The following is a 13780-nucleotide window of genomic DNA, read 5'->3' as shown; positions in this document are numbered from 1 at the left end:
TTGCCGGCCCGAGCACGCGCACGTCGTGGCCGTCGCCGCGCAGCACGCCGGCGAGGTCAAGGATGTGGGCCTGAACGCCGCCCGGTTCGTCGAAAGAATAGGGGCACACCATGCCGATCCTCATCGCCGCCCCCTAGCGCGCGCGCCGCCGGCGCGGCTTTTTCGGCCGGTCGGCGGGCCACATCGGCTGCAGCATGTGCCAGTCCTGGGGGTGCGCCGCGATATTGGCCGCGAAGCAGTCGGCCAGGCGTTGGGTGGTCTCCTCGACCGTGGTGACCTCAACCGGGGCGCCGGATTTTAGCCCCCACGCGGGCGCGCTGTCGGTGCCCTCGAACCAGGCGTGGACAGGCAGCAGCGCAGCGCCTGTGTCGATCGCCAGCTTCGCGGGCCCGGCCGGAAAGGTCGTCGTCTCCCCGAAAAAGTCCACTTCCACCCCGCGCGAGGTCAGGTCGCGCTCGCCGAGCAGGCACACGATGCCGTTTCCGCCGAGCACCTCCCTCAGCCGCGGGTACGGGGGCGCCTCGCCGCCGGTGTGCGGCAGCACCTCGAAGCCGAGCCCGCGTCGAAACTCCACGAAAGCATCGAACAGCGACTCCGGCTTGAGCCGTTCGGCAACCGTGGTGAACTGCCCGTAATTGTGCACCAGCCACATGCCGGCCATGTCCCAGTTGCCCGAGTGCGGCAGCGCCAGGATCGCTCCCCTGCCCGCCTCGAGGGCCTCATCAAGATACTCGCGCCCGCGCACGGCGTTGCTTATCGACGCCACCACCTGCGCATCCCCCGCCATCACCGGCAGGCGGAATGCCTCTTTCCAGTACCGCGCGTAGCTGCGCATGGAGTCGCGCACGAGCTGCTGGTCGACGTTTTCGACCCCGACGACGCGGATCAAGTTGCGCCGCAGCATCTCCATGCCGCGGCCGTTGTCGCTCGCGGCATCGGCGCCGGCGTTGAACAGGCGTGTCGCGAGAGCGGCGGGAAGCGCGCCCACGACTTTCCACCCGGCGATGTAGGCGCCTGCGGTCAGCGCGTCGCCAAGCGAGTGCGGTTGGGGCGCGGCCACCTACGCCACCCCCGTGGGAGGGGCGATGCGGTCGTGGGCACGCTCGTCGCGCGCGGCCAGCAAGAAGCGCTGCACGACCGTGATCAGGGAGCCCGCGAGCAGCAACCACATCGCCGCGGCCAGGGAGTGGCCAACGCCGACTCCCTCCAGCGCCAGGCCGATGAAGGCAACGATGAGGCGCTCGGGGCGCTCGATCAGCCCACCGTTGATGGTCAGCCCCCCGGCCTCGCCGCGGGCCTTGATATAGCTGATGACCTGCGAGAGCACCAAGACGGCGAGCGTGACCGCCACCGTGATCGGCGAAGCGCCGTCGACGTAGACGAACCAGACGGCGATCGCGCCGAACAGTGCGCCGTCGGTAATGCGATCGCAGCTCGCGTCGAGGGTTGCGCCGAACGCCGTTCCGCCGCCGCTGAGCCGCGCCATCGTCCCGTCGACCATGTCGAAAGCGGCGAAGAACGCCGAGAGCACGGCGGCGAGGACGAGGAAGTCCATGGGGATGAGCACCACGGAGACCAAGATGGTCGCAGCCGTGCCCACGAGCGTGGTGACGTTCGGCGTCACCCCGGCCTTGAGCAGGCCGCGCGCGACCGGGTTGACGATGTCTGCCGCGGATTCGCGGCCGTGGACGCTAAGCATCGCCGCCCCCATCTGCGCCATTGCCGACTGGGCCATTGCCATCTGGGCCGTCAACGTCGTCCGGCCAGGCCTGCGCAAGCAGGGCGCGCGTGTCCTTGAGCAGCTGGGGCAGGACCTTCGTCTCGCCGATCACTGTCATGAAGTTCGCATCCCCCGCCCAGCGCGGCACGACGTGAAGGTGCACGTGGTCCCCAACGGACCCACCGGAGGCCTTGCCCAGGTTCAGCCCCACGTTTATCGCCTCCGGGCGAGAGACTGCCTTGAGCGCGCGGACCGCCTTTTGGGCGAACTCCATCAATTCGGCGGACTCGCGCGCGGTGAGCTCTTCTAACTCGGCGACTTTGCGGTAGGGCACCACCATCAGATGGCCCGAGTTGTACGGGTAGAGGTTCAGCAGCGCGTAGACGGTCTCGCCGCGCGCGACGATGAGCCCGTCTTCGTCACTAAGCTCCGGCGCCTCGAGGAACGGGTCCTTGGACCGCCCATCCGAGGGCTGCGACGTGATGTACGTCGACCGGTAGGGTGCCCACAACCGCTCAAGGTGATCCGGGGTGCCCACGCCGGTGTCGACGTAGTCGCTGCCGGTTTTTCCGCGCCGCGCTGCAACGGTTTCCTCGCTCGGCTGCTCGTTGATCCGCTCGCTCACCCACGCGTCGATGATGTCCACCGCCTCGGCGACGGGCACCCCGTTTACCTGCGTGCCGTCGAGGAAGCGGAAGCTCACCGCGTCCGCCTCGACGTCGCGCGCACCCGCGAGCAGCATGAACGGCACCTTCGAGGTGGTGTGGTTGCGGATCTTCTTCTGCATCCTGTCATCCGAGTGGTCGACCTCGGCGCGGATCCCGCGCTCGCGCAGCTTCTGGGTCACCGAGTCGAGGTGGCCGGCGAAGTCGTCGGCGACGGGGATGCCGACGACCTGGTGCGGTGCGAGCCAGGCTGGGAACGCACCGGCGTAGTGCTCGAGCAGCACGCCGAAGAAGCGCTCGATCGAGCCGAACAGGGCGCGGTGGATCATCACCGGTCGCTTCTTCGTGCCATCAGGTGCGGTGTAGGTCAGGTCGAATCGCTCCGGCAGGTTGAAGTCGAGCTGCACCGTGGACATCTGCCACGTGCGGCCGATCGCGTCTCGTGCCTGCACGGAAATCTTCGGGCCGTAGAACGCCGCGCCCGCCGGGTCCGGCACGAGCTCCAAGCCGGATTTCTCCGCCACCGACTGCAGGATGTCGGTCGAGCGTTGCCAAATCTCGTCGTCGCCGATGTACTTCTGCGGGTCCTTGGTGGAAAGCTCCAGGTAGAAGTCGTTGAGGCCGTAGTCCTTGAGCAGCGAGATGATGAACTCCAACACGCTGGTCAGCTCGGCCTCGAGCTGGTCTTCTGTGCAGTAGATGTGGGCGTCGTCCTGCGTGAAGCCGCGGGCTCGGGTCAGGCCGTGGATCACACCCGACTTCTCGTAGCGGTACACGGTGCCGAACTCGAACAGGCGCAGCGGCAGTTCGCGGTAAGAGCGCCCGCGGGAGTCGAAGATGAGGTTGTGCATCGGGCAGTTCATCGGCTTGACGTAGTAGTCCTGCGGCTGCTTGACCACGTTGCCGTCATCGTCGATCTCGCCGTCGAGCTTCATCGGCGGGAACATGCCGTCCGCGTACCAGTCCAGGTGGCCGGACTTGGAAAACAGCGATCCCTTGGTCACGTGCGGGGTGTTGACGAAGGAGTAACCGGCCTCGATGTGGCGCCGGCGCGAGTGGTCCTCCATCGCGAGCCGGATGATGCCGCCGTCCGGGTGGAAGACCGGCAGGCCGGAGCCGAGCTCGTCGGGGAAGGAAAACAGGTCCATCTCGTTGCCCAAGCGGCGGTGGTCGCGCTTCTCGGCTTCGCGCAGCATGTGCAGGTGCTCGTCGAGGCGTTCCTTCGACTCCCAGGCGGTGCCGTAGATGCGCTGCAGACCGGCGTTGTTTTGGTCGCCGCGCCAGTAGGCCGCCGAGGAGCGCGTCAGCGCGAACGCCGGGATGTACTTGGTGGTGGGCACGTGCGGGCCGCGGCACAGGTCGTGCCACTCAACCTCGCCGGTGCGCGGGTTGACGTTGTCGTAGTGCGTCAGGTCCCCCGCGCCGACCTCGGTGGCCTCGTCGGAATCCGGGTCGACGTTGCCCTTGTCCTGAATCAACTCCAGTTTGTAGGGCTCATCTTTGAGGTCCTCGGCAGCCTCCTCGACAGACTGGTAGACGCCGCGGACGAACTTCTGTCCCTGTTTGATGATTTTCTTCATCCGCTTTTCCAGCGTGACCAGGTCGTCCGGGGTAAAGGGCTCGGCGACGTCGAAGTCGTAGTAGAAGCCGTCGTCGATCGCGGGGCCGATGCCCAGCTTCGTGCCGGGGAACTCTGCCTGCACGGCCTGCGCGAGCACGTGCGCCGCGGAGTGGCGAATCACGGAACGCCCCAGCTCGGTGTTGGCTGCCACCGGCATGAAGGTCGCATCCGCGTCGGGGATGTGCGAGAGGTCTTTGAGCTCGCCGTCGGCGTCCTGGACGCACACGACGGCATCGTCGCCCTTGTTCGGGTAGTTCAACTCCCGCATCGCCGCGCCGACGGCTGTTCCCGCCGGGACGTTGAAGGGCTCGAGCTCAACAGCCGTGGATTCGCTGGACATTGTCAGGTGCGCTCCTTTTGCGCTCACGGGGGTGCGACATACCTGGCCGCACCCACCTTTTCTCAAACTGTCTTCAGACCTCCCAAATCCTACCTGGGTCAGGCGCCAAGAACCGACTGGCCCCAGTACTCGTCGCCCGCTCCGCTTTGCGACGTCCCCGGCGGCACCCAGTACACGGCGGAGCCGATGTGGGTGATCCACGTGTTGAGCCGGTCAACCTCGTCGAGTCGGGATTGCACAGGCGTGAACTGCACGTCCGGGTCCTTCTGGAAGCAGATGAACACCAGCCCAGCGTTGCTCAGCTCCGCGCTGCCCGGTTCGGGCGGAAGGTTGTAGTTGTAGGGGCGGCGCCTGAAGCGCTGCTCGGGATGCTCTGCCGGCGGCATCGCGCGGGCCATGTGCGAGTTCCTGTCAATCACGGGCAACCCGAATTGATCCGTCGCCTCCAATTCCGGGGCGGAAAATTCACCGCCGCCGGTCAGGGGGGAGCCGTCGGCAAGCGTGCGTCCCAACGCCTCCTCGCGCGAGGCCCGGTCGAGCAGCTCCCACTCGTCGAGGTGCATGGCGATGCGCCGCACGATCAGCGACGTGCTGCCAGCGAAGCCCTCCGGGCCCTCGATCCAGACCTGCTCGTCGTACTCCTGCGCGCTGTGTGGGTTGACGGTGCCATCTACCTGGCCGAACAGGTTGCGCGGTGTTTGGCCCTTCGGGATCGCCCCGTAGGCATTCATGAAGCCTTGCTGCACCCACGCGGTGGTGGCGTAGTCCATGCCGGCGCGGGTCATGTGCCGCATCGCCCACGCGCACATCACCGGATCATCCGAGCAGATCTGCAGCACCAGATCCGTCTGGCCCCACTTCGGGTCGAGCTGGTCGCGCGTAAAGGCGGGCAGGTCGCGCAGCCACGCCGGTTTGCTCGACGGCGCCGCGATGTCGAAGATTTTCTCGCCGAAACCGCAGGTGATGGTGAGGTTGGCGGGCCACTCGTTCATCTCCGGCTCGAGGCTGCCCAGCGGCGTTTCGCCGGCGCACAGGGCGCGAGCGTCCGCAGTCCACAGCCGCATCAACCGCGCGACACCGCGGACGTCGACGCCCTCGCGCAGATTGAACCCGACCAAGTTGAGCGAGGCCTGCGTCGGCGTCTCGATTCCCGCCTGGTGGGCGCCGTCGAACTCCACCACCGCCTCTTTCAGGGGCTGCGGCGTGTCCTGCGAGTTGCTGGGCAGCTCGCTTGTCGACGCCCCACACGCGGCCACGGACCCCGCGGTCACGGCGGTCGCCGTGGCGGCGGATCCGGCGAGAAAGACGCGACGAGACACAGACATGGTTGTTACCTAGTGGCCCTCGTGGCCCTCATGGCCCTCGTGCATTGAGTGGCCGACCATCTCACCGTCTTCGCCGTAGTTCTCCTCGCCCGGGATCAGGGTGCGCACCTCAACCCCGCGGACCTCGATGTCGCCGGTGCTGGTCTCAAGCGTCAGGTCGACGCTGTCTCCGGCGGCGATCTCGTCGGTGTAGTCGAGCACCATCAGGTGGTAGCCGCCGGGGGCGAGCTCCACGGACTCCCCTGCCGGAATGGTCAGACCGTTGTCGACCGGGCTCATCGTGCCGTTTTCGGTCTTGTGCACCTCGTAGCGGGCGTCGCCAAGCGAGGAGCTAAAGCCGGTGACGGTGATGTCCTCGTCGGTGGTGTTGCGCAGGGTGCCGAAGATCGCGGTCATGGTGTTGGCGTCACCGGCTTCCTTGGCGCGGATCACACCGTTGTCAAACACGAGCGCGGTGTCCTCGGCCGCCGCCGTCGCGCCGGTCGCACTGGTGGCAGTGGCCACTGCGGCGGTCTCGGGCTGCGCCGGTTGCTCGCTCGGGCTACATCCTGCCAGCAGCAAGCTGGCGGAGGCGAACGCAGCGGTGGCGGTGAGTGCGCGGTTGTACATGGTGTGGTGCTCCTTAGAGATCTGTGTTAGTTGGTGGTGTCCTGCGCGGGGGTTTCCGGCGCAGGCTGCGGTGCGCGGCTGCGGGTGATCGCGACCGCGATGATGGCGAGCACTGCGAGGATTCCCAGTCCCACCCACAGCAGCGTCATGTTGTTGGAGGCCGGCTCGGCGGTCTCCTGGGTCGCGGTGTCGGCGGGCTCCCCTGCCTGGGCGGCGGGCGCGGTGCTTGTCGCAGCCCCGGCCGCTGGCGCGTAGGTGAAGGTCGTCATTCCCTTCGTGGCGTGGCCGTCGGAGGAAATGATCTGGTAACCAATCTGGTACTGCCCCGGCTCGGCGGCGAAATCTGCGGGCAGGTCGACAGACACAGCACGACCGTCAATGGTCGGCTGGCCGGTGAACACGACCTCCCCGGTGTCAGTGCGGGAGAGCGCGAACGTGTTGAACCCGTCCTGCACCGCAGCGGAGAAGTCCAGCGTGAGAGTGTCCGGGAACTCGCTGACGACCTCGCCGTTTGCGGGAGAGCCGCCAACAACGGCGTCGTGGGCGATTGCCGGCGGGGTAAGCCCGGTGGGCATCACGGGTGCCGCAGCGATGGTCAGTGCGGCGCCGGCGGCGAGGATGCCACGGCGCAGTGAGCGCTCGCTCCACGTCGTCATTGAGGGAAACTCCTTCGTATCGGTTGAGCGGGATCAGGTAAATAGTCGGTTAACTATCCAGGATAGTTCCGTGCGTGACCAGCCCCACAGTTTCCGACACGGCGTTCAACAGTGGGTGAATGCAAGAGCCTGTTGCTGACGCAGGAATTTCGGGATAAACCAGTACCCCCTTGTGAGCGTTCCGTCAGCTAGCTGTGGGCGGCAATATCCTAGTTTGCGTACATGCCGATTACTCCCTCGGGCCTTCCCGCTCATCCCCGGGTGATTCACCTCGCGGCCGTTGCCGCCCCCATCGCTGCCATCTTCTGTCTCGTCTGGGTGATCCGCCCGAGACCTCTCACCCATTCGTGCTGCATTGCCGGCCTGGCCACCTCCGCCGTCGCCGCCGCATCGATGCTCCTCGAACGACCCACCGGCGAGTCACTTTTGCCCGCCATGGGCCTGCCGGAGGACAATCCCGGTATCGTCGCCCGGCACGCCGAGCTTGCCGACATTGCCACCGTCGCCACGTTCGTCCTTTTTGGACTTGCTGCCGTGCTCTACCCTGTGACCTCGACACGCCTCGTGCCCGCAGCCCCTTCATGGGCGCTGCCTACCACCCGAATCCTGTTCGGAATCGCGGCGGTGCCCTCCGTAATCAGCACCATCGCCGTCGGCCACGCCGGCGCGCAGCTGGCGTGGCAGAATTTCCCGAACAACTCAGCGCGGAAACGGAAGAACCCCGCAGCACTTTCATGGCTCCGGGGTTATCTTCTAAAAAAACTACGTGGTCCTAGCTGGGATCGAACCAGCGACCTTTCCGGTGTGAACGGAACGCTCTTCCACTGAGCCATAGGACCGAATCTGCAAAAGTACTTTACACTGCGCCCTATCCGTGCCCTAATCAGCAGGTGAGGCGCGATTTTGCCCGCCCACAGCAACGCAGAGCAAAACAACACGGGTGTAATTTGGCGCGCTTTGGGCGTCGCTAAGCACGCGCGGGAGAAATCAGGCCCTGACATGCGCGATTTGTGAAACGCAAATGCAAGCGGTTAATGTTCTAAGTCGCACAACACGGCCACTACGGCTCGTGGGACGCATGCGGATGTAGCGCAGTTGGTAGCGCATCACCTTGCCAAGGTGAGGGTCGCGAGTTCGAGTCTCGTCATCCGCTCTCGGCTGGAAACGGCCGAATACTTGCAAAGCGCGTTTAGCTCAGCGGGAGAGCGCTTCCCTGACACGGAAGAGGTCACTGGTTCAATCCCAGTATCGCGCACCAGGGTTTTTTAAAGCCCTTTTGCGGATGTAGCGCAGTTGGTAGCGCATCACCTTGCCAAGGTGAGGGTCGCGAGTTCGAGTCTCGTCATCCGCTCCAAGTACATAAAACGTACTTTGGAGGTAACTCCACGGTGGATTGGTCGAGTGGTTAGGCAACGGTCTGCAAAACCGTGTACACGGGTTCGATTCCCGTATCCACCTCCGAGCCGCTTCAATGGCTTACACGCGCGATTAGCTCAGCGGGAGAGCGCTTCCCTGACACGGAAGAGGTCACTGGTTCAATCCCAGTATCGCGCACCAGGGTTTTTTAAAGCCCTTTTGCGGATGTAGCGCAGTTGGTAGCGCATCACCTTGCCAAGGTGAGGGTCGCGAGTTCGAGTCTCGTCATCCGCTCCACTGCACCAGCCGGTGAGGTTCTCAACGAACCCGCCGGCTGTATTCTTTTGCCATGACCCCCGCCGACCTCATCGGTCCCACCCTGCCCGCAGGCGCCCGCGAGACCCGCGCCGTCGCCGCCACTTCGCTCTTCGGCGCGTTCTCCCGGGCCGGCACCTCCGGGAGCTTAGGCAACGAGCTGGATTCGCAGCTCCTGCTGGCGCTGCGTGACTGGTCCGACTGCGTCCTCGTCGGCGCGGGCACCGTCCGCGCCGAGGACTACGTACCGGCCACACTCCCCTTCGCCGTGGTGTCGCGCTCCCTCTCGCTCGACCCCGACAGCCGCTTCTTCCGCGGGACCCCGCCGCTCATTCTCACCCCGCGAGCATCGCTTGGCGACGCCTCCCTGACGCTCACCCGCTCACGCCTGACGCAGGCCGGCGCCACCATCGTCGACACCGGCGGCGGCTCCCCCGCCGAAATCATCGCCGCCCTGCACGCCCGGGGCTTTTCCCGGATCAGCTGCGAAGGCGGCCCCAGCCTGTACGCGGCCATGCTCGCCGCAGACCTCATCGACGTCATGCACCTAACCGTGGACCCGTCGGTAAGCGGCGGCGATGCCCACCACCTGCCTCTAGAAAACAGCGACTGCGGCACCCGCCGCTTCACGCTGGAGGCAACGCACGTCAGCCCCGACTCTGTTTTGTTCTGCCGCTACCGGAGGTCGCGCGCCTAAACCACCGCACGGCACCGGTACGGTGATGGGCATGAAGCTAGCCCCCCTCGAGTCCGTCTGGACCCAAGACGCGCCCCGGCACAGCGCGGCACCGCCACGGACGATCGCCAACTACCTCGCCTGGCCTATCGCCCTGCTCATCGTGATCCACCGGGTTTTCGTCTCGGCGTGGACCGGTGCGCTAACCGACGACTTCACCACCGTGTGGTCCGCCGCGAAACGCTTCATCGACCGCGAGCCCGTCTACAACGAGACTTACCACCACGTCGACCCGCACTACCTCTACAACCCCGGCGCAACGCTGCTGCTGTCGCCGCTTGGTCTCGCTCCGAGCATCGACGTGGCGCGGCCGCTGTTCATCCTCGCCAACGCCGCCGCGATCATCATTGCGCTGGCATGGTTGACGCGGCGCAGCGGCTTCGCGCTCGCGCACCCCGTGTTCCCCTTCCTCATCGCCGCGGCGTTTCTCACCGAATCTGTGACCAAAACGCTGGTGTTTTCCAACATCAACGGCGTGCTCCTGCTGGCGCTCGTGGCGTTTCTCGACTGGTTCGTGCGCGGGCACTCCTGGGCGGCCGGTCTCGCGCTCGGCTTCGCCATCGTGATCAAGCCGATGTTCGCCCCGCTGCTCGTCCTGCCGCTGATGCGCCTGGATTTCAAGGCGCCGCTGGCCGCGGTCGCCGTGCCCGTCGTACTCAACCTCATCGCCTGGCCGCTGACCCCCGGCGCCAGCGACTACGTGGACAAGGTGATGCCCTACCTCGGTATTACCCGCGACTACGCCAACGCCTCGCTGGCCGGGTTCGCCGCCTACTACGGCATGCCGAACTGGCTGCACGCCCTGCTGTTTCTGCTCATCGCGGCCGCCGTGGCCGTCGCCATCATCGGGCTGGCGCGATTTCGTTACAGCGATGCCTGGATGTGGGCGGCGACGAGCTCCGGCGTACTGATCAGCGGAGTCTGTCTGCTGTCCTCGCTGGGCCAAGCCTACTACTCCATGATGCTGCTCCCAGCGATTTTGACCGTGCTGCGGCCGTTGAGCCCGATGCACGTCGCGCCCGTGTGGGTGGGAATAGTTATTTTCTACTCCCCGTTGCAGTGGGCGGAATCGAACTTTCCCGACCTCGGCGCGAACCTTGACATCGTGCTGGTCACCATCGCGTGGTCCATCTTTATCGTCTCGATCGCCGCATGGGTAGTGTCGGTATCAACAACAGCGAAGGAGAAAGCAAATGAGCCAGAACAACTACCTCGACTGGACCGAGGAGCAATGGCGCGCCAAGCTTAGCCCCGAGGAGTACGCCGTCTTGCGTGAAGCCGGCACCGAGCGCCCCGGGATCGGCGAATACACCAACACCACCACCGAGGGTGTCTACAGCTGCCGCGCCTGCGGCGCCGAGCTGTTCCGCTCCACCGAAAAGTTCGACTCGCACTGCGGGTGGCCATCATTTTTCAGCCCGCTCGCGGGTGACAGCATCATCGAGCGCGAGGACCGCAGCCTGGGCATGGTGCGCACCGAGGTGCTCTGCGCCACCTGCCACTCGCACCTCGGGCACGTTTTCGCCGGCGAGGGCTACAACACCCCGACCGACCTGCGCTACTGCATCAACTCGATCTCGCTGACGCTTGAGGAAAAGCCAATCGAGGGCTAAGCCCCCTCCCCGCGACCTACGGCAGGGTGCGCACAATCTCGCCGATGTCGGCGACGCGGCGGCCGGTCTGGAAGGGAACCTCCTCGCGCACGTGCAGGCGCGCCTCGGTGTAGCGCATCTTGTGCATCAGGTCCGCGATGCGGGCCAAGTCGTCGGACTCGAAGGCGAGCATCCACTCGTAGTCGCCCAGCGTGAAAGCCGCCACCGTGTTGGCTCGAACGTCGGCGTAATCCGCAGCAGCGCGCCCGTGCTCCGCGAGAATCCGGCGGCGCTTTTCCGGCTCGAGGAGGTACCAGTCGTAGGAGCGAACGAACGGGTACACGGAGATCCAGTCACGCGGCTGCTCCCCCATAATGAAAGCCGGCAGGTGCGAGCGGTTGAACTCGGCCGGGCGGTGCAGGCCGTTGCCGATCCAGCCGAGCTCGAGCACCTGGCCCAGCGTGGTCGTGCGGCGGAAGTCAGCCAGCGCCTTTTGAATCTGCTCGAACTGCTCCGCGTGCCACCAGATCATCAGGTCAGCCTCGGGGCGGGTCCCGGAGACGTCGTAAATGCCGCGCACCGTGACCTCGCCGGCGCGCTCGAGCTCGGCGAAGAACTCCTGCGCCTGAGCGATGACGTCGTCACGCTCGCTGCCCAAAGCGCCGGGAGTGGCGCGGAAAGTCACCCACTGACTGTAGCGCTGAACCTTGTTGAGTTCCTCGAGGTTAGGCTGCTGTGCGTGATCGGACATGGCGATCCTTTCCCGCCCCATGAGTGAGGGCGAATCAAACTAAAGTCGTATAAGTGCGAGTCTACCCGGGGTGAGGTGGCAAACGGCGCGCCTCCCCCCGAATTTGCCGCCATCTAGATAGCGTGAACGCGTGATGAATTCCGAGACCCCTTCTCATACCCCCGCGCCCCACGCCGGCGCCGGTGACAACCCGCCGTCGCCTGCGGAATTCACGGCAGCGGTCGAGTCTATGCACGCCGCGTCGCTGCGGCCGGAAATCACCCTCGGCACGATCCGCCCACCGCAACGCCCGGCCCCCTACAGCCACGCCATCGGTCTCGAAATCACCCGCGGCGACTCCGACAACCCGGCGGCCGTCGCCATCGACGCCGGAGCAGACGCGTTCGGCCGCCTGATCCTGCTGCACTCGCCCGAGGCCGAGGAGGCATGGGAGGGCTCGATGCGCCTCGTCGCCTACATCCAGGCGGACATGGACGACGCCGTCGCATCCGACCCCCTTCTGCCCGACGTCGCCTGGCAGTGGCTCACCGAATCCCTCGCCGACGCCGACGTCGGCTTCACCAACCTCGGAGGCACCGTGACCTCAACGGCATCGGTTCGTTTCGGCGAGATCGGCGGCCCGCCGCGCGCCTACCAGCTGGAAATGCGCGCCTCGTGGACGGCCGAGGGCATCGAGCTTTCCGGCCACGTCGAGGCCTTCGCCAAGGTGTTGGCGCACGTCGCGGGCCTCCCGCCTGAGGGCGTGGCCCAACTCGGCCTGCACTAGTGAACTTCGAGCTTGTCGACACCCCCGCGGCGTTTCGCCGCGCCGCCGCCCAGCTTTTTCACGGGCGCGGGCCTTGCGCGATAGACACCGAGCGCGCCTCGTCGTTCCGCTACGATGACCGCGCCTTTCTCGTCCAGGTCAACCGCCGAGATGCGGGCACGTTCCTCTTCGCCCCGGAGGGCCACCGCGACGCATTGCGTGAGGCTTTGGCGCCCGTGATCGGCGGAACCGACTGGATCCTGCACGCCGCGGGCGAGGACCTCCCCAGCCTGGCGGAGCTCGGACTGCACCCGGGCACGCTGTTCGATACAGAGATCGCCGCACGGCTCGCCGGGTTCGAGCGCCCGAACCTTGCCGCCATGGTGGGCGAATTCACCGGCGTCACACTGGACAACGGCTACGGGCGCGAGGACTGGTCAACCATCCCGCTGCCGTTACAGTGGCAGGCCTATGCGGCAGACGATGTGGTCTACCTCAGCGCTTTAGCGGAGGGGCTGACGGAGGTGCTCGATGCAGCGGGCAAGCTTGAGGCGGCGGAGCAGGAATTCGAACACGTCAGGACTCGCCCCGCGCCCGCGCCGAAAACCTGGCGCGACCTCAAAGGAATCTCCTCGCTGCCAACCGGGCGCAGTCTGCACCTCGCGCGCGCGTTGTGGGACTACCGTGACGCCCGCGGGCGAGCCACCGACACCTCGCCGCACACGCTGCTGGGCTCCAAGGTAATCCTCAACATCGCCAAGAACCCCCCGCGCACCCCCGACGAGCTGGGCCGGGTGCGCGGCTTTCCGGCACGCCGCCGCGACGCGATCGAAGAGTGGTACGCGGTGATCGAGCGCGCCTGCGCCGATGCCCCCTCGCGCTGGCCGGATGCCCCGCGTGATCGCGACAACCCACCGAGCAAATCGAGCTGGCAGCGCCACCACCCGGAATCATGGCAGCGCTTCGTGTCCGCCCGCGAGGAGGTCAGCCGGCACGCCGACGACATCGATGTCGCTCCCGAACTGCTCGTGCAGCCGGCGCTGCTGCGCGCAGTGGTGTGGAATGGTGTGGCTTCCGAGACCGGCGCTGCTGCGCGCGCCTTGAGCGCCGCGGGTGCGCGCCCCTGGCAGGTCGACGCGGCGTCGGCAGCCATCGCACGGGGCCTGCGGGCGGCGGATAGCGAAGCGACCTAGTCGCGCATCGCACTCGCCCACTCGCGCAGCTGCCGCGCGCCGGAGGCGGGGTCAAGGCCGTAGTCGCACAAAATCTCCGAGCGCGAAGCGTGCATCGGGAAGATGTCCGGGAAGGCCAGCTGGCGCAGCGGGGTGTCCACCTCGGTGGCAGAGAGG

Annotated in this window: 12 protein-coding genes, 7 tRNA genes and 1 pseudogene; 11 read left to right on the top strand and 9 right to left on the bottom strand. The window is 66.3% G+C overall.

The window, feature by feature from the left end; genetic code table 11:
• Positions 1–133 precede the first annotated feature (133 nt).
• From HMPREF0298_RS05800 to HMPREF0298_RS05765, 8 genes and pseudogenes are all read right to left on the bottom strand, one after another.
• Positions 134–1060: a phosphatidylinositol mannoside acyltransferase gene (locus tag HMPREF0298_RS05800; protein ID WP_006840187.1), complete on the bottom strand. Its 927-nt coding sequence runs from the start codon at positions 1058–1060 to the stop codon at positions 134–136.
• Entirely contained in the window at positions 1061–1699 is a 639-nt protein-coding gene (gene pgsA / locus HMPREF0298_RS05795) for a phosphatidylinositol phosphate synthase (RefSeq protein WP_040422735.1), read from the bottom strand.
• Entirely contained in the window at positions 1692–2258 is a 567-nt protein-coding gene (locus tag HMPREF0298_RS12690) for an ATP adenylyltransferase (RefSeq protein ID WP_280985044.1), read from the bottom strand. The genes pgsA and HMPREF0298_RS12690 overlap by 8 nt, the downstream gene beginning before the upstream one ends.
• Before the next feature lie 39 nt (positions 2259–2297).
• Positions 2298–4346: pseudogene (gene thrS, locus HMPREF0298_RS05790) on the bottom strand (threonine--tRNA ligase); the annotation flags it as partial.
• 98 nt (positions 4347–4444) lie between these two features.
• Complete coding sequence (locus HMPREF0298_RS05785) at positions 4445–5671, bottom strand: Dyp-type peroxidase (protein ID WP_006840184.1); 1227 nt, start codon at positions 5669–5671, stop codon at positions 4445–4447.
• A gap of 9 nt (positions 5672–5680) precedes the next feature.
• Entirely contained in the window at positions 5681–6280 is a 600-nt protein-coding gene (locus HMPREF0298_RS05780) for a copper chaperone PCu(A)C (RefSeq protein ID WP_006840183.1), read from the bottom strand.
• A 26-nt stretch (positions 6281–6306) separates the two neighbouring features.
• Entirely contained in the window at positions 6307–6936 is a 630-nt protein-coding gene (locus HMPREF0298_RS05775; RefSeq protein WP_006840182.1) for a copper resistance CopC family protein, read from the bottom strand.
• Positions 6937–7703: 767 nt separating this feature from the next.
• Positions 7704–7775: transfer RNA gene (locus HMPREF0298_RS05765), tRNA-Val, on the bottom strand.
• 241 nt (positions 7776–8016) lie between these two features.
• Between HMPREF0298_RS05765 and HMPREF0298_RS05760 the strand changes: the two genes are divergently transcribed.
• The 9 genes from HMPREF0298_RS05760 (at position 8017) to msrB (ending at position 10956) form a co-directional block, all read left to right on the top strand.
• A tRNA-Gly gene (locus HMPREF0298_RS05760) sits at positions 8017–8089 on the top strand.
• Between the two features lie 30 nt (positions 8090–8119).
• A tRNA-Val gene (locus HMPREF0298_RS05755) sits at positions 8120–8194 on the top strand.
• Positions 8195–8214: 20 nt separating this feature from the next.
• Positions 8215–8290, top strand: a tRNA-Gly gene (locus HMPREF0298_RS05750).
• A 33-nt stretch (positions 8291–8323) separates the two neighbouring features.
• Positions 8324–8394, top strand: a tRNA-Cys gene (locus HMPREF0298_RS05745).
• A 24-nt stretch (positions 8395–8418) separates the two neighbouring features.
• Positions 8419–8493: transfer RNA gene (locus HMPREF0298_RS05740), tRNA-Val, on the top strand.
• A gap of 20 nt (positions 8494–8513) precedes the next feature.
• Positions 8514–8589: transfer RNA gene (locus HMPREF0298_RS05735), tRNA-Gly, on the top strand.
• Positions 8590–8641: 52 nt separating this feature from the next.
• A complete protein-coding gene (locus tag HMPREF0298_RS05730; RefSeq protein ID WP_006840181.1) occupies positions 8642–9304 on the top strand; it encodes a dihydrofolate reductase family protein in 663 nt (220 codons plus the stop codon).
• A 31-nt stretch (positions 9305–9335) separates the two neighbouring features.
• A complete protein-coding gene (locus HMPREF0298_RS05725) occupies positions 9336–10592 on the top strand; it encodes a glycosyltransferase family 87 protein (protein WP_040422567.1) in 1257 nt (418 codons plus the stop codon).
• Positions 10537–10956 (top strand): peptide-methionine (R)-S-oxide reductase MsrB, encoded by a 420-nt coding sequence (gene msrB / locus HMPREF0298_RS05720; RefSeq protein WP_006840179.1) that lies wholly within the window; start codon positions 10537–10539, stop codon positions 10954–10956. Before HMPREF0298_RS05725 ends, msrB begins: the two co-directional genes overlap by 56 nt.
• A 16-nt stretch (positions 10957–10972) precedes the next feature.
• Here msrB and hemQ read toward each other — a convergent pair whose 3' ends face one another.
• Positions 10973–11686, bottom strand: a complete 714-nt coding sequence (gene hemQ, locus HMPREF0298_RS05715) for a hydrogen peroxide-dependent heme synthase (RefSeq protein ID WP_040422565.1) — start codon at positions 11684–11686, stop codon at positions 10973–10975.
• A 133-nt stretch (positions 11687–11819) separates the two neighbouring features.
• Between hemQ and HMPREF0298_RS05710 the strand changes: the two genes are divergently transcribed.
• Positions 11820–12452, top strand: a complete 633-nt coding sequence (locus HMPREF0298_RS05710) for a DUF3000 domain-containing protein (RefSeq protein WP_040422563.1) — start codon at positions 11820–11822, stop codon at positions 12450–12452.
• On the top strand, positions 12452–13624 hold the full coding sequence (locus tag HMPREF0298_RS05705; protein WP_006840176.1) for an HRDC domain-containing protein: 1173 nt from the start codon (positions 12452–12454) through the stop codon (positions 13622–13624). Before HMPREF0298_RS05710 ends, HMPREF0298_RS05705 begins: the two co-directional genes overlap by 1 nt.
• Positions 13625–13780: the final 156 nt, after the last annotated feature.

The sequence above is a fragment of the Corynebacterium lipophiloflavum DSM 44291 genome, from assembly GCF_000159635.1.
GTDB classification, from domain to species: Bacteria; Actinomycetota; Actinomycetes; order Mycobacteriales; family Mycobacteriaceae; genus Corynebacterium; species Corynebacterium lipophiloflavum.
This window is presented reverse-complemented; position numbering and strand designations above follow the sequence as displayed.